A 20,109-nucleotide genomic window follows, 5' to 3' on the forward strand; every position below is an offset into this window, starting at 1 on the left:
ACCGGCGTCGCGCGACCTAGCGTCGCACGCATGACGAAGGACGCCGACCCGGGGCCCGACCTGCGCTACGACTCCGTCAAGCGCGATCCCACCGACCTCCCGCCGGTCGCGATCCGCGTGGTCACGACCTTCGAGGACCGCACCCGGCGGATCGATCTCGCCCTCGGCGGGGAGCAGTCGGTCGCGATCGAGGACGGCGTCGCCACCGCCTTCCCGACCGTCCGGCTCTGGCCGGTGGTGCGCGACCTGCTGCCGCCGGTCGGGCACCTGCGCGCCGACCCCCGCGGTCGCCCGCCGCTCGAGCCCCGGCTGCCCGGGCCCGGCTTCGTCGAGGACTGCCGCGCGTTCGTCGCCCTGACGGTCGTCACCGACGACCCCGCGGACGTGCCGAGCGTCCGCTCCTGGCTCGCCACCGACGACGAGCTGTGGGCGGTCACGCCGTTGCCCGACGGCGCCAACGACGTCGCCCCGGCACCCCCCGGCGCACTGGCCGACCTCCTCGTCTGGGACGTCACCGCCGCCCTGGAGTCGCTGATGCACCGCACCGAGCGGCGGGCCTCCTGATGACGGGCGCGGGCGCCCTGCTCGGGATGGACACCGCCGCGGGCCTCGCGGCGAGCACCGAGCTCGACGCCGGCTCGCAGCGGATCGTCGAGCTCGCGGTCGCCCTCGACGGCGCGTTGCGCTCCTTCGAGTGGGTGGGGACCGACGCCGATCGCTCGCTCAGCACGTGGGAGTCGCAGAGCAGGCCCGACCTCGACGCCAGCGCGCGGGCGCTCGCCGCGATGGCGTTGCTGCTGCGCCAGGAGGCTCAGGCTCAGGACGAGGCGTCCGGTGAGGGCGCGACGTCGGCCGCCGGCGTCGGCGCGCCGGCCGGTGCTCCCACCGACGCGCCGATGGGCTTCATGGGCCGGGTCGGCAGGTTCATCACCGACCGACTCGAGGCCGTCGGCGCGGGCCTGATGCGCACTCTCGGACACTACGGCGACTACTCGCGCAAGGTGCTCGACGTCCTCACCGGCAAGGAGAACCACTCGGTCGCCGAGATCGCGGCCAGCGCCCTGGCCGGCGCCGGCGCTGCGGCCGGCACCGTCGTGAACGCCGCCACCGGCAAGGACGGCAACTGGTTCGGCGAGGGCACGGGCATCGCCGGCGCCCCCACCGAGGTGAGCACCGATCCGCTCCGGGCCGGGCCGTTCTCGCCGCCGCTCGCGCAGCCGACCGACCTGCCCTCGATCATGCAGGGCGTCACCGACAGCTATCAGGTCGGCGAGGGGCCCGGGAGCCACGGCGACGTCCGGATCACCCGCGTCGACAACGGGAACGGCCCCGCCTACATCGTCTCCATCCCCGGCACCGAGCGCTGGTATCCCGACGCCGGCCCGATGCCGCGCGACCTCTCGGCCAACCTCAACCTGATGGCCGGCAATCCGACCGCCGCCGCGCAGTCGGTGCGCGCGGCCATGGAGGCCGCAGGCATCCCGCCGGGTTCACCGGTGATGCTGGTGGGCCACAGCCAGGGCGGCATCATCGCCGGCAACCTGGCCTCCGACCCGGAGTTCGTGCGCCGGTTCGGTGTCACCAACGTCGTGACCTACGGCGCGCCGATCGACCAGCTGCAGCTCGCGCCCGGCGTCCAGGCGCTCCAGGTGCAGCACCGGTTCGACCTGGTGCCCAGACTCGACCTCGGCGGCGTCACGGCGACCGGGCTGCCCGACAGCCGCGTGCAGACGGTGACCCTGGACAGCCCCGGAAGCCCCTGGAGCCTGGCCACCAACCACTCACACTCGGAGTACCGCGACTCGGTGCGCGAAGCGCTCTCGTCGGGCTCGGACGCCGGCCGTATCCTGCGGGACTACCAGTCGACGCTGGCGCCGTTCCTCGTCGGACCGGGCGGGAACGCCACCGCCGTCGACGTCCCGGTGAGTCGCCACCCCTGACGCGAGGAGGGCCAGATGGGCCTGCTGTCCAAGATGCTCGGCGGGAGGCCCGGTGCCGCGGTCGTCACCCAAACCATCCGCGACGCCGTGCGGGTACTGCCCGGCGTCGTCGACCAGAACCTCACCTACAACCATCAGCAGAACGCCTCGGGGGCGGTCACCGGCACCGTCGACGTCGCCGACGCGCCAGCGTTCCTCGAGGTGCTGCGCGCCGTGCACCGCGTGCTCGCCGGGCTGCTCGGCGACGGCGCCAACCGGGTCACCTTCTACCTCGTGGGCCGCACACCTGACGGCGAGTCGGTCACGCCCGGCGACCTCGGGCTCTCCCAGCCGCCCAGCGGGCGCGAGATCGCCCAGCGGCTGCGACTGTGACCCCGCCGTCCACACCCGAAAAGTCAAGCCTTGAACCCGCCGGAGGATCGGCGTAGACAGGGATCAAGACAACTCAAGAGCTACACGTGATCCGGGTACCCACGCGGCGATCCACCCTTCCTACAGGGCGCCTGTGCTCGGGATACTCCCGGGGCAGCAAGATGTGATGCACGCTTGGTAGCCGAGGATCACGTGTCAGGGTGGCGCTCGTGTCCTTCGACCGGGCGCCACCTGCCTGTCTCGGGGCCGGTTTCCTCTCGGCCCGGCTCACTCGGCCTCGCGCCGCAGCGGACTGGCCTCGCCCGCCGCCGTGTAGGCCTCCGCCGCATACAGCACCCACGCATGGGCTCCCGCCCGGCCGCCCTCGGCGTAGCCGCGCAGGTTCGACTCGTACTGCGCCCGCAGGGCCAGGTGCCCGGCCTCCGGCACGATGAGCGACTTCTCGTCGACGCCGCGCGAGACCAGCAGCAGCCGCTCCACCGCGCGCGCCACCAGCCCGTTGTGCGAGGCGAACGGCGCGGCGGTGACCAGCTCGGCGTGCACGAGCGCGGCGACGAGCAGCGCCGGAGCGTCGGTCGGCGCGGAGAGGACGGCGGCGACCTCACGCAGCCGGACGGCCGACTCGGCGTCGCGGGGGCGTCCGAGCCGCTCGGGGTCCAGTGCGCCGGCGCCGGCGACGGCGTGGATCCGGGCCAGCGCCTGCAGCGGCGCACGCCCGAGGGTGGGGGCGAGGGCGAGCAGCTCGGTGGACAGCCGTACCGCGTCGGCGGCGATCTCGTCGCCCTCCCCGGCCCGGACCTGCGCGAGCGTGGAGCCCGAGCCCTCCAGCACCGCGCTGGCGTGCGCGCCCCGCAGCAGCGACTCGACTGTGGTCTCGGGCGAGGTACGGCGCAGCCCGCGGTCGCGCAGGATCACATCGACGCCGTCGCGAGCGGCGGCATAGGCCGACGGGACTCCCTCGAGCGACATCAGGTCGGCCAACGCGTCAGGGCTCACGACCGGCCAGCGTAGGCCAGCGCACGCAAGAGGGTCCGGCGTGGGCGCCAGCGAACCCATCGCGCGAGAACTACGCTGGTCCCGATGACCGAGGACCTCCAGCGCCACGCCCGATCCTTCGGGGCCGTGGCCGACGCCTACGACCGGGGACGGCCCAGCTATCCCGTGGAGGCCGTGGCCTGGCTGGTGGGCAGCGAGCCGGTCACAGTGCTCGAGCTCGGCGCCGGCACCGGGCAGCTCACTGCCCGCCTGGTCGCAGCCGGTCACGAGGTCTACGCCACCGAGCCGGACGAGGCGATGCTGGCGCTGCTGCGCCGCAACCTGCCCGACGTCCAGTCCTCGGCCAGCGGCGCCGAGGAGATCCCGCTGCCCGACCGGAGCATCGACGTCGTCGTCGCCGCGCAGTGCTTCCACTGGTTCGATCCGGCCGTCGCGCTACCGGAGATCGCGCGGGTCCTCAAGCCCGGCGGGGTGTTCGCGGCGGTGTGGAACCGCAGGGACGAACGGATCCCGTGGGTGCGCAAGCTGGGCCGGATCATCGGCACCCAGGAGCACCTGGCCGAGCCGTTCGCCGCCGTGGCCGACGCCGCCGAGTTCGCCACAGTGGACGAGGCGTCGTTCAAGCACTGGCAGGTGGTCGACCGCCGCTCGATCCAGGACCTGGTGCTCTCGCGCTCCAACATCTCGGTGATGAGCGACGGCGAGCGCGAGCGCACGCTGGCCGACCTGCTCGCGCTGTACGACGACTACGGCCGCGGCATGGACGGCATGCAGCTGCCCTACGTCGCGGCGTGCTACCGCGCCGTGGTGGCCGATCGTCCCGAGCCCGCCCCGGAGCCGATCCTCGAGTCCGGTGGCGAGGGCGCCGGAGCCGAGGGCGAGGACCCGATGGACGACTCCGCGCACACTCTCCCGCGGATCGCCGCCGGCGCCGACGACGACACCGGCACCCTGCTGATCGACTTCCGCTGAGCCTGGCTGAGCGCCCTCAGCTCAACTGGCCGTGGTAGTTCGGCAGCCGGTAGGCGCGCTCGTAGCCGCCCCCGGAGAAGTCGTGCGGATAGTTGCCGACGTTGGCGACCAGGACGTAGCCGGCGTCGCGGAACTGCCGTCGGCAGCGCTGCTTCCCGGCCTCGGCGCCCAGGCCCGTCTTGCGCAGGCAGATGCCGTCGATGTCGTAGCCGGCCTCGGTGACCGCTCGGACGGTCTGGTCGCGCATGGACTCCTCGCGGGCGGTGTTCACGAACACCGCGATGCCGAGGCGTCGCGCGGTGCGGGCGAAGCGCAGCACCGGCCGGACCGGGCGCCCGGTGGCGAACTCGGTGGCGAGCATCGTGTTGTCGACGTCGAGGTTGATCGCGAGCTGCTCACCCTCGGTGGCGCGGGCCGCGCGCCGGTGCAGGTAGCGCCGGGACCCCTTCATCACCGCTCGGACGTCCTCGCGCCACTGCCGCTCGGTCACCGGAGCCGACCGGTCGGCCGTGAACGCCGCCTCGTCGGCCGCGCTGAGCACCGTGGGATCGCGGACGTCGCCGGGCAGGGCGGCGAGGCCGACCGCGAGCGCCACCGCCGCGACGAGCGTGAGCAGCCATCGCATCGAGGTGACCGAACGCGTCCTCATCGGCCGGCGGCCTCCGCGGCGAGCAGCTCCTCGGCCCGCTGCACGACCAGGTCGACGACCAGCGGGTGCGGGCCGATGGCCTCGGCCACGACGGTGTCAGGGACGTCGAGCCGGCCGATGCGATCGGCGAAGTGCCCCGGGGAGAGAAGGTAGGGAGAGACGGCGTCGCCGGGACGCACGATCTCGTCGGGGCGGGTGCCGTGGCCCGAGAGCGTGGCGAGCTCGACCGGCCCGTCCCAGGCGCGGGCCAGCAGCGAGACCGCGCCCATCTGGTCGCATCGGGCAGCCTCGTCGGAGGACCCGGCCGCCACCAGGACGACGCGCTGGCCGCGCTCGGCGCCGGCTTCCAGCAGCCGGTCGACCTGGGCCTGCGCGAGCAGCGGGTCCGGGCCGAGCGTGCGGCCGAGCGTGACCGGCACCGACGCGCGGGCGATGGCCTCCGGGAGATCGCTGCGCACGTGGAAGCCGGTGGAGAGCAGCATCGGAACCACGATGACCGGCCGGTCGGCGTCCTCCATGACCTCGGAGAACAGCGGCTCGGAGAGCTCGACGAAGCTCGCCATCGCCGGGAGGCCGAGCCGCCTGCCCGCGGCCTCGGCGACCGCGCGGGAGACCTGGTTGCCGTCGACGTTGCGGGTGCCGTGGGCGACCAGCACCAGTCGGTGTCCGGTGTCGGTCTGGGTCCCCCCGGTCATGAGGTCGCCGTCGATCGGTCGCGGGTCAGCACGCAGTGGACTATGCGCCTCTCGGCGTGTCGCGTGCAACCACCCGGGCTCGGAGCCTGACCGGCTCGAGGACCGGTCGCGGTCCGTCCTCGCGGCCAGGACGGGGCATCCGCGGAACTGAGAAGGCGGTGAGAATCCTCAACAGGGCTTGACGAATGAACGTGCGCCGGCGCGACCCGGCGACGCCGTGCCAGCCGGCCTCCGGTCGCCTCGCGTGCTGGCGGGGACTCGCCGGGTGTGGCAGGCGCCACACGATCACGCGAGACTGACCCCATGACCCCGCTGTCGAGGATGTGGCGACGCACCCGTCTGGGGTCCGAGGCCGACCGCGCGACGTTCCGCACCCTGCACCAGGCCTCGCTCGCCTCCCCGGCACTGCGCGAGGGCTTGACCGCCGACAGCGCCGAGCGCTCGGCGCGACACCTGCGCGCGCTTCTCGGGACGCCGGCTCTGGCGCTCACCGACACCGCGGGCGTGCTGGCGTGGGACGGCTCGGCCGACCACCACGCCGCTGGGGTCCCGAACCTGATCGCCCAGACCCTCGAACGCGGCCGGACCCGCAGCTTCGGCCGGGTCGACCTGCCCTGCGAGTTCACCGGCTGCGAGGCCCGCACCGCGGTGGTCAGTCCGCTGGTGGTCGAGGAGCGGATGGTCGGCACGCTCGCGGCGTTCGCGCCCATCCCCACCGCGGGCCTGGCCCGCGCCACCGAGGAGGTCGCGACCTGGGTGTCGGGACAGCTCTCCCTCGCCGAGCTCGACCTGTCGCGCGCCCGGCTCGCCGAGGCCGAGGTCCGCGCCCTGCGCGCCCAGATCAGCCCGCACTTCATCTACAACTCCCTCGGCGCGATCGCCAGCTTCGTGCGCACCGACCCCGACCGCGCCCGCGAGCTGCTGCTCGAGTTCGCCGACTTCACCCGCTACTCCTTCCGCCGGCACGGCGAGTACACGACCCTCGCCGAGGAGCTCCGCTCGATCGAGCGGTACCTGCTGCTCGAGCAGGCCCGGTTCGGCGACCGGCTCCAGGTCCGGCTCAGCATCGCCCCGGAGGTACTCCCGGTCGCCGTCCCGTTCCTGTGCATCCAGCCGCTGGTGGAGAACGCCGTCCGGCACGGGCTGGAAGGCGTCGCCGGGTTCGCCGACGTCGGCCACATCACCATCACCGCGCTCGACCGCGGCCAGGAGTGCGTGATCGAGGTCGAGGACGACGGCGCCGGCGAGGACCCCGAGCGGGTACGCCGCTCGCTGGCCGGAGACGCCTCCCTCGACTCTGTCGGCCTCGGCAACGTCGACGCGCGGCTGCGCACCTCCTACGGCGACGACTACGGCCTGGTCGTGGAGACCGCACCCGGCGCCGGCACCAAGGTGATCGTGCGGGTGCCCAAGTTCGCGGCGGGGGTCAGCGCATGAACGGCCCGGCCAGCACTCCGCGTATCGGCCCCGGCCGTGCGCCATTCGGCGCAATTGCGCCGAACGGGTCACCCGCCGACCGCCCGACCGACCCAAACCGCGCAATTGCGCCGAACGGGCCGGCCGCCGACCGCTCCACCGACCCAAACCACGCAATTGCGCCGAACGGGCCGGCCGCCGACCGCTCCACCGACCCAAACCACGCAATTGCGCCGAACGGGCCGCGCCCACGCACGCTCCGCCGCGCCGAGGAGCCCACATGAACGGCGCGACGTCCGGGCTGCGCGTCCTGGTCGTCGACGACGAGCGCCCGGCCCTCGACGAGCTCGAGTACCTGCTCTCCGGCGACCCGCGCGTCGGCGAGGTGCTCACCTGCGGCTCGGCCACCGACGGGCTGCGGGTGCTGCGCGAGACCGACGTCGACTGCGTCTTCCTCGACGTCCAGATGCCCGGACTCACCGGTCTCGAGCTCGCCGAGGTGCTCGGACGCTTCCGCACGCCGCCGCCGATCGTGTTCGTGACCGCGCACGAGTCCCACGCGGTCGACGCCTTCGAGCTACAGGCGGTCGACTATGTGCTCAAGCCGGTGCGGGCCGAGCGCCTGGCCGAGGCGGTGCGCCGGGTCAGCCAGAGCCTCGACGGCGAGGATCGGGCGGCGACGGCGGTCCCCGACGTCCAGATCCCGGTCGAACGCGGCGGGGTCACCCGGTTCGTCGGGCGCTCGGAGGTCACCCACGTGGAAGCGCAGGGTGACTACGCCCGGCTCCACACTGCCACCGGCAGCCACCTGGTGCGAGTGCCTCTGTCGACCTTGGCCGAGGACTGGCAAGCAGGCGGCTTCGTCCGGATCCACCGCTCGATGCTGGTCGCGATCGCCCACGTGCGCGAGGTGCGGATGGATGGCGGGCGCTGCACGGTGGTGGTCCCCGGACCCGGGACGAGCGAGGTCGAGCTGGCCGTGAGCCGGCGCAACACCCGCGAGCTGCGCGACGTGCTGCTGGGCCGGAGCGCGCCATGAGCGCCGAGCAGCCCCAGCCGGCCCGGCGCGTCCGCGTCACCGGGCCCGACCGTCGTCCGCGGCCGACCCCCCGCACCGGTGACATCGACGAGGAGACCCGGCTCGGCAGCGTCTACCTCGACTCCCTGCTACGCGAGCAGCTGCTCCTCGCCGCCCGCATCCTCGGGCTGCTCGTCCTGACCTTCGGCGCGATCCCGCTGGTCTTCTACCTCGCGCCCGGCCTCGACGACGTCCGGGTGGCCGGCGTCCCGATCGCGTGGCTGGTGCTCGGCGTCCTCTCGTATCCGTGGCTGGTGCTGCTCGGGTGGAGCTACGTGCGGCGCGCCGAGCGCAACGAGCGGCACTTCGCCGATCTCCTCGACGAGGACCAGTGAGCACCCGCGAATGAGCGAGGTACCGGGCCTGGTCGCGGTGGCCGTGGTGACCGTGGCGACCCTCGCGATCGGCACGTGGGGCCTGCGCTTCTCCCGCACCACCAGCGACTTCTTCGTCGCTTCGAGGTCGGTGCGGCCCCGCCTCAACGCCAGCGCGATCGCCGGGGAGTACCTCAGCGCGGCCTCCTTCCTCGGTGCCGCGGGGCTGCTGCTCACCTTCGGCGCCGACATGCTCTGGTACCCGGTGGGCTGGACGGCGGGCTACCTGGTGCTGATGGTGCTCGTGGCCGCGCCGCTGCGTCGCAGTGGCGCCTACACGCTGCCCGACTTCGCCGAGGCTCGGCTCGACTCGCGCCGGGTGCGGCAGGTCTGCTCGCTCCTCGTGGTCGCGATCGGCTGGCTCTACCTCGCACCGCAGTTCGAGGGCGCCGGTCTCACGCTGGCAGCCGCGATCGGGGCGCCGCGATGGGTCGGCCCTCTCGTCGTCGGTCTGGTCGTGCTGGTCAACGTCGGCTCCGGCGGCATGCGCAGCATCACCTTCGTCCAGGCCTTCCAGTACTGGCTGAAGCTCACCGCGCTGTTGGTGCCGGCGGCGGTCCTCCTGGTGGTGTGGGCCGGGGACGGCGCGAGCGGGCAGAGCGTCACGGCCGACGACTGGTCGCTGCCGGTGGGCGATGGCGGCGGCCTGGGCCTCTACACGACCTACTCGCTGATCCTGGCCACCTTCCTCGGCACGATGGGGCTCCCCCACGTCGTCGTCCGCTTCTACACCAACCCCGACGGCCGTGCCGCGCGGCGCACCACCCTGGCGGTGCTCGCGCTCCTCGGTGCGTTCTACCTGCTGCCGCCGATCTACGTCGCGCTCGGCCGGGCCTACGGCGCAGACCCGACCGCAGCCGACACGCTGGTCCTGGAGCTGCCGCGACTCGTGGCGCCTGGGGTCGTCGGCGACGTCCTCACCGGCCTGGTCACCGCCGGCGCCTTCGCGGCGTTCCTGTCCACCGCGTCCGGTCTCGCGATCGCGGTGTCGGGCGTCCTCACGCAGGACGTGACGTCGCGGCGGCTGGCGGGGATCACGGCGTTCCGGGTCGCCGGGGTGGTCGCGGTGCTCGTGCCGCTGTCGGCGGCGCTGCTGCTCCCCGACTTCGGGGTCGCCCGGGCCGTGGGGCTCGCGTTCGCGGTGGCCGCCTCGACGTTCTGCCCGCTGCTGGTGCTCGGGATCTGGTGGCGCCGGCTCACCGCGGCCGGTGCGGTGGCGGGGCTGCTGGTCGGGGGCGCCGGCTCGATGGCGGCGGTCGCCCTCACGCTGGCCGACGTCACCACGCGCGGCTGGGTCGACGTCCTCCTGGCCCAGCCGGCCGCCTGGTCGGTCCCCTTGGCCTTCGCCACGATGGTCGGCGGATCGCTGTTGACGGCCCGCCGCGCCCCCGCCCACGCCCACCGGTTCATGGTCCGCCTGCACACCCCCGAGACCGTCGACCTCGACCGCTCCTGAGCCGATCGGGGCCGACCGCTCGTCGCGCCGGACCGACCGCTCGGCGCAACGTGGTCCCCGTCCGGCGCATGAGGGAGACGCACCCCTCCCGGCGTCGCCGCGCCCGCTCCTAACGTGACCGCCGTCACTAACCGCGCTCGGAAAGGTTTCCGCGATGGTCTCCGACAAAGACCCGTCCACCGACAGGGCGGCACGACACGATCCCATCTACGACGCCATGGCGGAGTCGCCGGAGTTCAAGGAGCTCCGACACCGCTACCGCGCGTTCGTGTTCCCGGTGACCGTGGCTTTCCTCGCCTGGTTCCTGCTCTACGTCGTGATGTCGAACTGGGCGGAGAGCTTCATGGCGCAGAAGGTCGTCGGCAACATCAACGTCGCCCTCGTCTTCGGGCTGCTCCAGTTCGTGACCACCTTCCTCATCGCCTACGCCTACAGCCGCTACTCCGCCACCCGGCTCGACCCGCTGGCCGACCAGCTGCTCCACGTCTATGAGGAGGAGACCCGCTGATGGACCACCAATGGATCACCACGGCGCTGTTCCTGGCGGTCGTCGCGCTGACGATCTTCGTGACCGTCCGCGCCAGCCGGTCGACGTCGGGCACCTCCGACTTCTACGCCGGCGGGCGCTCCTTCTCCCCCATCCAGAACGGGCTGGCGATCGGCGGCGACTACATGTCGGCCGCCTCCTTCCTCGGCATCTCCGGAACGATCGCCCTGTCCGGCTACGACGGCTTCCTGTACTCAATCGGCTTCCTCGTCGCGTGGCTGGTCGCGCTGCTGCTGGTCGCGGAGATGCTGCGCAACTCCGGCCGATTCACCATGGCCGACCAGCTCGCGTTCCGGATGAAGCAGCGGCCGGTTCGGATGGCCGCGGCGACGTCGACGGTGGTCGTCTCGATCTTCTACCTGCTGGCCCAGATGGTCGGCGCGGGCCTCCTGGTCGCGCTGCTCCTCGGCGTCGACAGCCAGGCGGTCAAGAACATCGTGATCCTCGGCGTCGGCTTCCTGATGATCTTCTACGTCACCGTCGGCGGCATGAAGGGCACCACCTGGGTGCAGATCGTCAAGGCCGTGCTGCTGATGACCGGCTCGGCGCTGATCGTCGTGCTGGTACTCGCGCAGTTCAACTTCAACCTCTCCGAGCTCCTCGGCGCCGCGGCCGACAACAGCGGCAAGGGGCAGGCCTTCTTGGAGCCCGGACTGAAGTACGGCGCCACGCTGACCAGCAAGCTCGACTTCGTCAGCCTCGGCATCGCCCTGGTGCTCGGCACCGCCGGCCTGCCGCACATCCTGATCCGGTTCTACACCGTGCCGACGGCCAAGGACGCCCGCAAGTCCGTGCTGTGGGCGATCGGCCTGATCGGCGTCTTCTACCTGTTCACGCTGGTGCTCGGCTTCGGCGCCGCCGCGATGCTCGACACGGCCACCCTCGACACCTCCGGGAACCTCGCCGCACCACGACTGGCCGAGGAGGTCGGCGGCGGAGTCGACTCCACCGGCGGCGCGATCCTGCTGGCGCTGATCTCGGCGGTCGCCTTCGCGACGATCCTGGCGGTGGTGGCTGGCCTGACGCTGACGTCGTCGGCGTCGGTGGCCCACGACATCTACAACAACGTGATCCGCAAGGGCGAGGCGACGGAGAAGGAGGAGATCCGGGTGACCCGGTACGCCGCCGCCGCGATCGGCCTGGTCGCGATCCTGCTGGCGATCCCGGCCCAGTCGCTCAACATCGCCTTCCTGGTGGCCCTGGCCTTCGCCGTGGCGGCCTCGGCGAACCTGCCGACGATCCTGTTCAACATGTTCTGGCGGCGGTTCAACACCCGCGGGGCGCTGTGGAGCATCTACGGCGGTCTGATCTCCTCGGTCACCTTGGTGATCTTCTCGCCGGTGATGTCGGGCAAGGGCATCGACCCGGTCACCGGCAAGAACCGTTCGCTCCTGCCCACCGACATCGACATCTCGTGGTTCCCGCTGGAGAACCCCGGCCTGGTGTCGATCCCGCTCGGCTTCCTGCTCGGCATCATCGGCACGCTCAGCAAGCGCGAGCCGGCCGCGGAGGACCGCTACACCGAGCTCGAGGTGCGCGCCCTCACCGGCGCCGGCGCCGAGAAGGCGGTCTCGCACTGAGCCTGCGCCACTGAGGCTCCCGAGAACCCCGCGCGGCCGACCGTCGTCCCCCCAACGAACGGTCGGCCGTGCGGTAGTGCGCATACCCATCGGTGCCTCGAGCCGGCGCCTGCAACCCCACCGCAACCACCGCTCGTCAGGCTGGACCCAGCGTCCTAGTGTGATGAGTGGCACCCGAACAGATCCGAGGAGACTTCCCGTGAGCGACCAGACCCTGTCGAACCTGCTCAAGGAGGACCGGCGCTTCGAGCCGCCGGCCGACCTGGCTGCGGCCGCCAACGTCCAGGAGGAGGCCTACGCCCGTGCCGACGCCGACCCCGAGGCCTTCTGGGCCGAGCAGGCCGAGCGTCTCTCCTGGGACACCCCGTGGAGCCAGGTCCTCGACTGGTCGGACCCGCCGTTCGCGAAGTGGTTCGTCGACGGGAAGATCAACGCCGCCTACAACTGCGTCGACCGGCACGTCGAGGAGGGGCGCGGCGACAAGGTGGCGATCCACTTCGTCGGCGAGCCGGAGGGCGACACCCGCGACCTCACCTACAGCGAGCTGAAGGACCTCGTCTCGCAGGCGGCCAACACCCTGGCCGACCTCGGCGTCGAGGCCGGCGACCGGGTCGCGATCTACATGCCGATGATCCCCGAGGCGATCGTCGCGATGCTTGCCTGCGCCCGCATCGGAGCTCCGCACATGGTCGTGTTCGGCGGCTTCTCCTCCGACGCCCTCGCCTCGCGCATCGAGGACTGCCAGGCCAAGGTCGTCATCACCTCCGACGGCGGCTACCGCCGCGGCGCGGCCTCCGGCCTCAAGCCCGCGGTCGACGAGGCCGTGGCGAAGGCCGCCGAGGCCGGGCACCAGGTCGAGAAGGTCCTGGTGGTCAAGCGCACCGGCCAGGACCTCGGCCCCGACGGCTGGAACGACGACCTCGACGTCTGGTGGCACGACAGCGTCGAGAAGGCCTCCACCGAGCACACGCCCGAGGCGTTCGACGCCGAGCACCCGCTGTTCATCATGTACACCTCGGGCACCACCGGGAAGCCCAAGGGCATCCTGCACACCACCGGCGGCTACCTCACCGGCGCGGCCTACACCCACTGGGCGATCTTCGACCTCAAGCCCGACGACGTGTACTGGTGCACCGCCGACATCGGCTGGATCACCGGGCACTCCTACATCACCTACGGACCGCTGGCCAACGGCGTCACCCAGGTGCTCTACGAGGGCACGCCCGACTCGCCCGAGCGCGGCCGCTGGTGGAAGATCATCGAGGACAACAAGGTCACGATCTTCTACACCGCCCCCACCGCGATCCGCTCCTTCATGAAGCAGGGCCGCGAGATCCCCGACCAGCGCGACCTCTCCTCCCTGCGGCTCCTGGGCTCGGTCGGCGAGCCGATCAACCCCGAGGCCTACGTCTGGTACCGCCACGTCATCGGCGGCGACCGCACGCCGGTCGTCGACACCTGGTGGCAGACCGAGACCGGGATGATCCTGATCAGCCCGCTCCCCGGCGTCACCCCCGGCAAGCCGGGCTCGGCGATGATCCCGCTGCCCGGCATCGCGGCCGACGTCGTCAACGAGGAGGGCGAGTCGGTGCCCGACGGGTCCGGGGGCTACCTCGTGCTCACCCAGCCCTGGCCGGCGATGCTGCGCACGATCTGGGGTGACGACGAGCGCTTCAAGGACACCTACTGGTCCCGGTTCCCGGCCAACGCCGAGCGGCCGACCCCGTGGTACTTCGCCGGCGACGGCGCCAAGAAGGACGACGACGGCGACCTGTGGATCCTGGGCCGGGTCGACGACGTCATGAACGTCTCGGGCCACCGGCTCTCGACCACCGAGATCGAGTCGGCGCTGGTCTCGCACCCGAAGGTCGCCGAGGCGGCTGTGGTGGGCGCCAAGGACGAGGACACCGGACAGGCCGTCGTCGCGTTCGTCATCCTGCGCGACGAGGCGATCGCCGAGGCCGACGAGCCCGGCGAGGGCGAGGACGTCGTGAAGGAGCTGCGCCAGCACGTCCGCACCCAGATCGGCCCGATCGCCACGCCGCGCCAGATCATGGTCGTGCCCGAGCTGCCCAAGACCCGCTCGGGCAAGATCATGCGCCGCCTGCTGCGCGACGTCGCCGAGCATCGCGAGGTCGGCGACGTCACCACGCTCGCCGACTCCTCGGTGATGGACCTCATCTCGGCCGGAGTCAGTTCGGGCAAGGAGGACTAGGTGTCGGGCGGCCGGAGCGTCGGTGTGGGTAGGGTCGGTCCCATGGCCACCGAGAACAGCGTCGCTCCGCTCGTCGACCGCACCGACGAGCCCACCATCGGCCGCCTCGTCAGCGACGCCAGTCGTGACATCTCCACGCTGGTCAGCAAGGAGATCCAGCTCGCGAAGACCGAGCTGAAGGTCAGCATGAGGTTCGGCGCCGCCGGCGTCGTGTTCTTCGTGGCCGCGGCCTTCATCGCGGTGCTGGCGATCATCATGCTCTCGGTCGCCTTCGCCTACCTCATCCACTGGAACGGCCACGGCCTGGCCCTGCACTGGGCCTTCCTCATCGTCGCCGGCGCCTACCTCCTCATCGCCGGCCTCCTGGCCTTCATCGGCATCAAGAAGTTCAAGAAGGTCGGCCCGCCGGAGAAGGCGATCGCCGAGGGCAAGCAGATCCCGGCCGCCCTCAAGGGCCACGCCTGACCCCCTCCCGACCCTCGCATCTGCGCTGACCCGTCCGCTATAGCTGACGGGTCAGCGTCCATTTGCGCTGACCCGTCAGCTATGGCTGACGGGTCAGCGTGGTGTGTGCACAGGTGCCTGTGGACGAGCGCGGATCAGCCCGCGCAGCCCTCGGTGGAGACGGCGTCGGAGCCGGAGATGCCGTCGGCGGCGGCGTCCTCGACCTGCTCCCAGGTGAGGGCGTAACCGGTGTCGTTGTCGGTGACGGAGGCGGCGAAGACGACGCCGGCCACGCGGCCCTGGGTGGTCACGATCGGGCCGCCGGAGTTGCCAGGGCGGATCTTGCCGCGCAGCGAGTACACCTCGCGCACCACTGTGCCGCCACCGTAGATGTCGGGTGAGCGGAGGTTCTGCTCCGACCGCACCCGCCCGCGCTGGACGTCGTAGGGGCCGTCCTCGGGGTAGCCGAGGATCGCGACGCCGTCCTTGGCCTCGGTGACCGACTCCCGCTCCTCGTCGTCACCGTCGACAAAGGAGAGCGGGGCCCGGCCGAGGTCGTCGACCTTGAGCACGGCGACGTCGAGCTTGGCGTTGTAGTAGACGACGCTCGCATCCAGCGTGGTGGCGCCGATCTGGACGGTCGGCTCATCGACGCCGGCCACGACGTGGGCGTTGGTCATGACCCGGTCGTCGGAGTAGAGGAAGCCGGTGCCCTCGATGCCGCGACCGCAGTCGTTGTTGCCGCGCACCTTGAACACCGCCTCCTCGGCGGCGGTGACGTCGGGGTCGGTGAGCAGGCGTTCGGCCCCGGGAGGCACCTCGACGATCCGCTCGTCGGCGAAGGGCTCGAGGTAGCGCGGGAAGAACGAGGTGCCGACGACGTTGTTGAACGCCTGGAGCGCGCTGGGAGCCGTCGCCGGGAGAGCGTCGTTGACCGTGCGCAACACCGCGGACTCGCGCACCATCGGGGTGAGTCCGCCGATCCGTGAGCCCGACACCGCGACGCCGAGCGCCCACGCGACCAGCAGCACGGCCACCGCACTCAACGCCGCGCCGCCGATCGCGTCGACGGCGCGCGCCGGCTGCCAGGTGATCTTGTCGCGGATCTTGGCGCCGAGGAACTGCATCAATGCCTGGCCGAGCGAGGCGCACAGGATGACGATGAACAGCGCGGCCAAGGAGATCGTGAGCGACGGCTCGGCGTCGCCGAGGATGAGCGGGGCCAGCAGGATGCCGCCGAGTCCGCCCACCAGCAGCCCGACCGTCGCGAAGGCGCCGGTGACGAAGCCCTGCCAGTAGCCGGAGAGTGCGTAGGCGAGCACCAGCAGGACCAGCAGCCAGTCGAGAAGGTTCATCGTCGACGGCGCTCCTCGAACTCGGTGTTGGGAAGCACGGGCTTCATGGTGGTGGCTCGCCGCCCGCGAAGCATGTATTCGGGCAACTCGCGGTCCGGCGCGTCGGGCAGGTCCTCGATCCAGCCGAGGTACTCGAACAGCCGCGCCACGATGCCGCCGGTGAACCCCCACAGGATGACGTCGTGGTCCTCGCCGATGAGGAAGCCCGGCGAGCGCCACCCCGACGGCCCCGTGACCGTGATCCGGTGCGCGGGGTCGCGCAGCTCGCTCAGGGGGACCCGGTAGACCGCGTGCACCTCGTCGGGCGAGCGGACGCCGACCGGGCTCGGGTGGCGCCACCACCCCAGCACCGGGACGACCGCATGGTTGCTCGGCGGGACCCACAGCTCGGGTAGGTCGGCGAACAGCTCGACGCCCGCGGGATCGAGTCCCACCTCCTCGTCGGCCTCGCGCAGGGCCGCCTGCTGCGGGGTCTCCCCCGCGTCGACGCCGCCGCCGGGGAACGACACCTGGCCCGGGTGCGAGCGCATGTGGTGGGCACGCTCGGTGAGCAGCAGGTCGGGTCCGCGCTCGCCCTCTCCGAAGAGCATCAGCACGGCGGAGCGACGCACGTCGTCGGCGTCGTCGGGCACCATGAAGCGGGTCAGGTCGTGCACCGTGATCGCGCGCGCGGCCTGCTCGACCGGGCGCAGCCAGGCCGGCAGCCCGGGATGCTCGTCGAAGGTCACAGCGTGATCCCCAGATGCTCGCGGACCAGGTCGCGGACCTCCGCGACGGAGTGGACGCCGCCGGTCGCCTTGGCGGCGACGTCGCCCTCGGCGTCGAGGAAGATGAACTGGGGGAAGCCGGGAGCCAGGCCGAGATCAGGTTGGTCGAAGAGATCGCCACCAGGGTCGGCCAGCTGCGGATAGGTGGCGCCAACCAGCTCGGCGAACGAGATCGCCATCTCCGGCTGGGTGTCGGTGACGTCGAGCCCGAGGACCGGCACCTGGCTGCCGTAGGCCTCGTGGAACTTCTGCAGGGCCGGCATCTCCTTGCGGCACGGACCGCACGCGGTGTTCCAGACGTTGAGGATCATCGGGCCGGTGAGGCTGGACAGGTCGACGTCGTCGCCCCCGCCGAGGCAGGGCAGGGTGAGCTCGGGCAGCCCCCCGCCGCCGGGTCCCGGGACGCACGGCTCGATGCCGGCCGCCGCCTTCATCTCCCGCAACTCCGGGGTGTCGACGTCGACGCTGCTCGGGCCGGGGGACTCGCGATCGGGCGCACAGCCGGCCGCGGCCACCAGCACGACGGCGGCGACGAGGGCTGCCGATCGACGAGCGAGCGATCGGATCACAGGACCGCTCACGCCGGGCCCTGCGTCTTGACCAGGGCCTCGGCGACCTCGGGGTCGGTGGGCCCCTCCCCGAACGAGGGGCACCAGCGAGCGAGCGGGCAGGCGCCGCAGGCCGGCTTCTTGGCGTGGCAGCGCCGCCGTCCGTGCCAGATGACGCGGTGGCTCAGCATCGTCCAGTCGCGCTTGGGGAACAGTGCCCCGATGGCGTGCTCGACCTTCACGGGGTCGGTCTCCTCGGTCCAGCCGAAGCGGCGCACCAGGCGGCCGAAGTGGGTGTCGACGGTGATGCCGGGGACGTCGAAGGCATTGCCCAGGACGACGTTGGCCGTCTTGCGTCCGACGCCGGGGAGGGTGACCAGGTCGTCCAGGCGTGCGGGCACCTGGCCGTCGAAGCGCTCGACCAGCGCGGCACTCAGCTTCAACAGCGCCTCGGTCTTGGCGCGGAAGAACCCGAGCGGACCGAGGAGCGTCTCGAGCGCCTCGCGGTCCGCGGCCGCCATCGCCGCGGGATCGGGATAGGCCGCGAACAGCGCCGGCCGGACGGCGTTGACCCGCCGGTCGGTGGTCTGCGCGCTCAGCACGGTGACCACCAGGAGCTGGAAGGGGTCGTCGAAGTCGAGCTCGCAGCGGGCGTCGGGATAGGTGGTCGCGAGCGTCCGGTTCATCTTGCGCGCCCGGCGGACCAGGCCGGTGCGGGTCTCCCCGCCGGGGGCCTCCACGGTCGGGGTCTGGGGGGTGGAAGCGGCGGCTGGCACGGTCTCAGCCTACGGTCCGGTACCGACGCTCCGATCGCACTCCCCGAGAGGCCGATGGTCCACACACCGCGGGTTCGGTTCTGTGTGCGGTTGGTCACCCTCTAGGATCGGGTCCGGGGTCCGGTCTCTCGGGCGCCCCGTCGCCGATGTACAACGGAGGATCCGTGGATAACGAGGTACTGCGCCAGGCCCCGCTCTTCAGCGCGCTCGACGACGAAGCGGCGACCGCGTTGGGCGACTCGATGAGCGAGACCCGGCTTCGCCGTGGCGACGTGCTCTTCCACGAGGGCGACTCCGGCGACCGGCTCTACGTCGTCCTCGACGGCAAGGTGAAGCTCGGCCGCACCTCCACCGACGGCCGCGAGAACCTGCTGGCGATCCTCGGCCCCGGCTCGATGTTCGGCGAGCTGTCGCTCTTCGACCCCGGCCCCCGTTCGGCCACCGTCACCGCCGTCACCGACGCCTCGTTCGCCTCCCTCTCCCACGAGGACCTCCTGCGCTGGCTCGAGGGGCGCCCGATCGTCGCCCGCGGCCTGCTCACCCAGCTCGCCAGCCGCCTGCGCAAGGCCAACGACGTCGTCGCCGACCTGGTGTTCTCCGACGTCCCCGGCCGGGTCGCCAAGGCGCTGCTCGACCTCTCCGACCGCTTCGGACGCACCGCCGACGACGGCATCCACGTCCACCACGACCTCACCCAGGAGGAGCTCGCCCAGCTCGTCGGCGCCTCCCGCGAGACCGTCAACAAGGCGCTGGCCGACTTCGCCTCCCGCGGCTGGATCCGCCTCGAGCCGCGCTCGGTCGTGATCATGGACATCGAGCGGCTGGCGCGGCGGGCTCGCTGAGGTTCGGGTTCTGCGCGGTCGAGCCTGGCGCGGGCCCTAAGCGCGCAATTGCGCTGAACGGTGCAGAATCCAGCCGCCCCACCGACCCAAACCGCGCAATTGCGCCGAACGGTGCAGAATCCAGCCGCCCCACCAACCCAAACCGCGCAATTGCGCCAAACGGTGCACTGGGAGCCGCGCAAGACCTCGGAGCCTCGACCTACGCGGCGAAGTGCTCTCGCCACGCGGGATCGATCGGAGGGACCCCGATCATCCCCCGGCTGATCAGCAGCCGACGGATGCGTTCGAGCGTCCGCTCGGGCTCGCGGAAGATGCCGCGGGCGGTCACCACCAGGATTCGGTAGCCCTCGTCGTCGAACTCCTCGCGCCGCTTGAGGTCAGCGTTCCATTGCTCGACGCTGTCGGCGTGCTGCCGCCCGTCGTACTCGATGATCACCTTGATCCCCGGGTAGCAGAGATCGAACCGGCGCTTCCACGTGCCGTCCTCGTGATAGGTGCGGAAGTTGACGACCGGCTCGGGCAGGCCCGCGAGGACGATCAGCAGTCTCAGCCGCGTCTCCATGGGTGAATCGACGCCGTCTCGGACGAACTCGGCAGCCACGGCCGCGCGCCCTGAGTAGTAGTCGGTGCTCTCGCGACACGCACGCACGAGTTGTGCCGCACTGATGCCGAACTTCTTCGCCAGCGCGTCGCCGAGGATGACCAGGTCGATGAACGAGAGCCAACCCGCGCAGTCTATGAAGGTGTTGATCGGCCCGGTCGTCCTGATGCCGTCCACGACGCTCACCCGCCGCCGACGTCCCGTGACGTGCGGCTTGATCTCCGGACGGAATCGGCGGTCCCGCGACCGGGCCACGGTGACATGGGCGAAGCCGTGATCGGGCACCGGAAGGCCTAGTACGACCGCGGCCGAGAGATGACTCGCGAAAGCGGAAGGTGGGTGAATCAGGAGGGCGGCACTGATAAGGGTGAGCCGGTCGACCGCGCGCTCTCTGACCCACACCCGTTCGACTACCTGCACGAAGTCGTTGCGGCGCAGGACCGTCCGGCTATGTCCCGCGGCCAGGAGCTGACCACGCGTGAACGG

21 protein-coding genes are annotated in these 20,109 nt (G+C 71.8%); 13 read left to right on the plus strand and 8 right to left on the minus strand.

Annotation, left to right across the window (positions count from 1 at the left end):
* Positions 1–30 precede the first annotated feature (30 nt).
* The 3 genes from WMR31_RS12630 to WMR31_RS12640 are packed head-to-tail and all read left to right on the plus strand — an operon-like array spanning position 31 to position 2,312.
* Positions 31–564 carry a hypothetical protein gene (locus tag WMR31_RS12630; RefSeq protein ID WP_340539196.1) on the plus strand — a complete coding sequence of 178 codons (534 nt, stop codon included), beginning with the start codon at positions 31–33 and terminating at the stop codon, positions 562–564.
* Complete coding sequence (locus tag WMR31_RS12635; protein WP_340539197.1) at positions 564–1,940, plus strand: PGAP1-like alpha/beta domain-containing protein; 1,377 nt, start codon at positions 564–566, stop codon at positions 1,938–1,940. Before WMR31_RS12630 ends, WMR31_RS12635 begins: the two co-directional genes overlap by 1 nt.
* A gap of 15 nt (positions 1,941–1,955) precedes the next feature.
* On the plus strand, positions 1,956–2,312 hold the full coding sequence (locus WMR31_RS12640) for a hypothetical protein (protein ID WP_340539198.1): 357 nt from the start codon (positions 1,956–1,958) through the stop codon (positions 2,310–2,312).
* A 267-nt stretch (positions 2,313–2,579) separates the two neighbouring features.
* On the opposite strand, the gene WMR31_RS12645 is transcribed toward WMR31_RS12640, so the two are convergent.
* Positions 2,580–3,308, minus strand: a complete 729-nt coding sequence (locus WMR31_RS12645; protein WP_340539199.1) for a Fic family protein — start codon at positions 3,306–3,308, stop codon at positions 2,580–2,582.
* Positions 3,309–3,392: 84 nt separating this feature from the next.
* Between WMR31_RS12645 and WMR31_RS12650 the strand changes: the two genes are divergently transcribed.
* On the plus strand, positions 3,393–4,280 hold the full coding sequence (locus WMR31_RS12650; RefSeq protein ID WP_340539200.1) for a class I SAM-dependent methyltransferase: 888 nt from the start codon (positions 3,393–3,395) through the stop codon (positions 4,278–4,280).
* A 16-nt stretch (positions 4,281–4,296) separates the two neighbouring features.
* Here the strand turns inward: WMR31_RS12650 and WMR31_RS12655 are convergent, their stop codons facing one another.
* Positions 4,297–4,929: an HAD family acid phosphatase gene (locus WMR31_RS12655; protein ID WP_340539201.1), complete on the minus strand. Its 633-nt coding sequence runs from the start codon at positions 4,927–4,929 to the stop codon at positions 4,297–4,299.
* Positions 4,926–5,624, minus strand: coding sequence for a sirohydrochlorin chelatase (locus WMR31_RS12660; RefSeq protein WP_340539202.1), 699 nt, complete (start codon positions 5,622–5,624; stop codon positions 4,926–4,928). The genes WMR31_RS12655 and WMR31_RS12660 overlap by 4 nt, the downstream gene beginning before the upstream one ends.
* 303 nt (positions 5,625–5,927) lie before the next feature.
* Here WMR31_RS12660 and WMR31_RS12665 point away from each other — a divergent pair, with 303 nt between their 5' ends.
* From WMR31_RS12665 to WMR31_RS12700, 8 genes are all read left to right on the plus strand, one after another.
* A complete protein-coding gene (locus tag WMR31_RS12665; RefSeq protein ID WP_340539203.1) occupies positions 5,928–7,061 on the plus strand; it encodes a sensor histidine kinase in 1,134 nt (377 codons plus the stop codon).
* A gap of 259 nt (positions 7,062–7,320) precedes the next feature.
* The gene (locus tag WMR31_RS12670) at positions 7,321–8,079 is read left to right on the plus strand and encodes a LytR/AlgR family response regulator transcription factor (RefSeq protein WP_340539204.1); all 759 of its coding nucleotides are present in this window, start codon (positions 7,321–7,323) and stop codon (positions 8,077–8,079) included.
* Positions 8,076–8,453, plus strand: coding sequence for a DUF485 domain-containing protein (locus tag WMR31_RS12675; RefSeq protein ID WP_340539205.1), 378 nt, complete (start codon positions 8,076–8,078; stop codon positions 8,451–8,453). The genes WMR31_RS12670 and WMR31_RS12675 overlap by 4 nt, the downstream gene beginning before the upstream one ends.
* 10 nt (positions 8,454–8,463) lie before the next feature.
* Positions 8,464–9,948 (plus strand): sodium/solute symporter, encoded by a 1,485-nt coding sequence (locus tag WMR31_RS12680; RefSeq protein WP_340539206.1) that lies wholly within the window; start codon positions 8,464–8,466, stop codon positions 9,946–9,948.
* A 154-nt stretch (positions 9,949–10,102) separates the two neighbouring features.
* Entirely contained in the window at positions 10,103–10,456 is a 354-nt protein-coding gene (locus WMR31_RS12685) for a DUF485 domain-containing protein (RefSeq protein ID WP_340539207.1), read from the plus strand.
* Positions 10,456–12,075 carry a monocarboxylic acid transporter gene (locus tag WMR31_RS12690; RefSeq protein ID WP_340539208.1) on the plus strand — a complete coding sequence of 540 codons (1,620 nt, stop codon included), beginning with the start codon at positions 10,456–10,458 and terminating at the stop codon, positions 12,073–12,075. The genes WMR31_RS12685 and WMR31_RS12690 overlap by 1 nt, the downstream gene beginning before the upstream one ends.
* 199 nt (positions 12,076–12,274) lie before the next feature.
* Positions 12,275–14,290 carry an acetate--CoA ligase gene (gene acs, locus WMR31_RS12695; RefSeq protein ID WP_340539209.1) on the plus strand — a complete coding sequence of 672 codons (2,016 nt, stop codon included), beginning with the start codon at positions 12,275–12,277 and terminating at the stop codon, positions 14,288–14,290.
* Between the two features lie 42 nt (positions 14,291–14,332).
* Positions 14,333–14,755 (plus strand): phage holin family protein, encoded by a 423-nt coding sequence (locus tag WMR31_RS12700; RefSeq protein ID WP_340539210.1) that lies wholly within the window; start codon positions 14,333–14,335, stop codon positions 14,753–14,755.
* A gap of 134 nt (positions 14,756–14,889) precedes the next feature.
* Here WMR31_RS12700 and WMR31_RS12705 read toward each other — a convergent pair whose 3' ends face one another.
* The 4 genes from WMR31_RS12705 to nth are packed head-to-tail and all read right to left on the minus strand — an operon-like array spanning position 14,890 to position 18,090.
* Positions 14,890–16,089 (minus strand): MarP family serine protease, encoded by a 1,200-nt coding sequence (locus WMR31_RS12705; protein ID WP_340539211.1) that lies wholly within the window; start codon positions 16,087–16,089, stop codon positions 14,890–14,892.
* Positions 16,086–16,817 (minus strand): NUDIX hydrolase, encoded by a 732-nt coding sequence (locus WMR31_RS12710; RefSeq protein ID WP_340539212.1) that lies wholly within the window; start codon positions 16,815–16,817, stop codon positions 16,086–16,088. Before WMR31_RS12710 ends, WMR31_RS12705 begins: the two co-directional genes overlap by 4 nt.
* Complete coding sequence (locus tag WMR31_RS12715; protein ID WP_340539213.1) at positions 16,814–17,437, minus strand: TlpA family protein disulfide reductase; 624 nt, start codon at positions 17,435–17,437, stop codon at positions 16,814–16,816. The genes WMR31_RS12710 and WMR31_RS12715 overlap by 4 nt, the downstream gene beginning before the upstream one ends.
* Positions 17,434–18,090 carry an endonuclease III gene (gene nth, locus WMR31_RS12720; protein WP_340539318.1) on the minus strand — a complete coding sequence of 219 codons (657 nt, stop codon included), beginning with the start codon at positions 18,088–18,090 and terminating at the stop codon, positions 17,434–17,436. The genes WMR31_RS12715 and nth overlap by 4 nt, the downstream gene beginning before the upstream one ends.
* A gap of 254 nt (positions 18,091–18,344) precedes the next feature.
* On the opposite strand from nth, the gene WMR31_RS12725 reads away from it, so the two are divergent.
* Positions 18,345–19,022, plus strand: coding sequence for a Crp/Fnr family transcriptional regulator (locus WMR31_RS12725; protein WP_445321629.1), 678 nt, complete (start codon positions 18,345–18,347; stop codon positions 19,020–19,022).
* 199 nt (positions 19,023–19,221) lie between these two features.
* Here the strand turns inward: WMR31_RS12725 and WMR31_RS12730 are convergent, their stop codons facing one another.
* Positions 19,222–19,908 (minus strand): endonuclease domain-containing protein, encoded by a 687-nt coding sequence (locus WMR31_RS12730; protein WP_340539215.1) that lies wholly within the window; start codon positions 19,906–19,908, stop codon positions 19,222–19,224.
* Between the last annotated feature and the right edge of the window lie 201 nt (positions 19,909–20,109).

This window comes from Nocardioides epinepheli, from assembly GCF_037936805.1.
In the GTDB taxonomy this organism is placed as follows: Bacteria; Actinomycetota; Actinomycetes; order Propionibacteriales; family Nocardioidaceae; genus Nocardioides.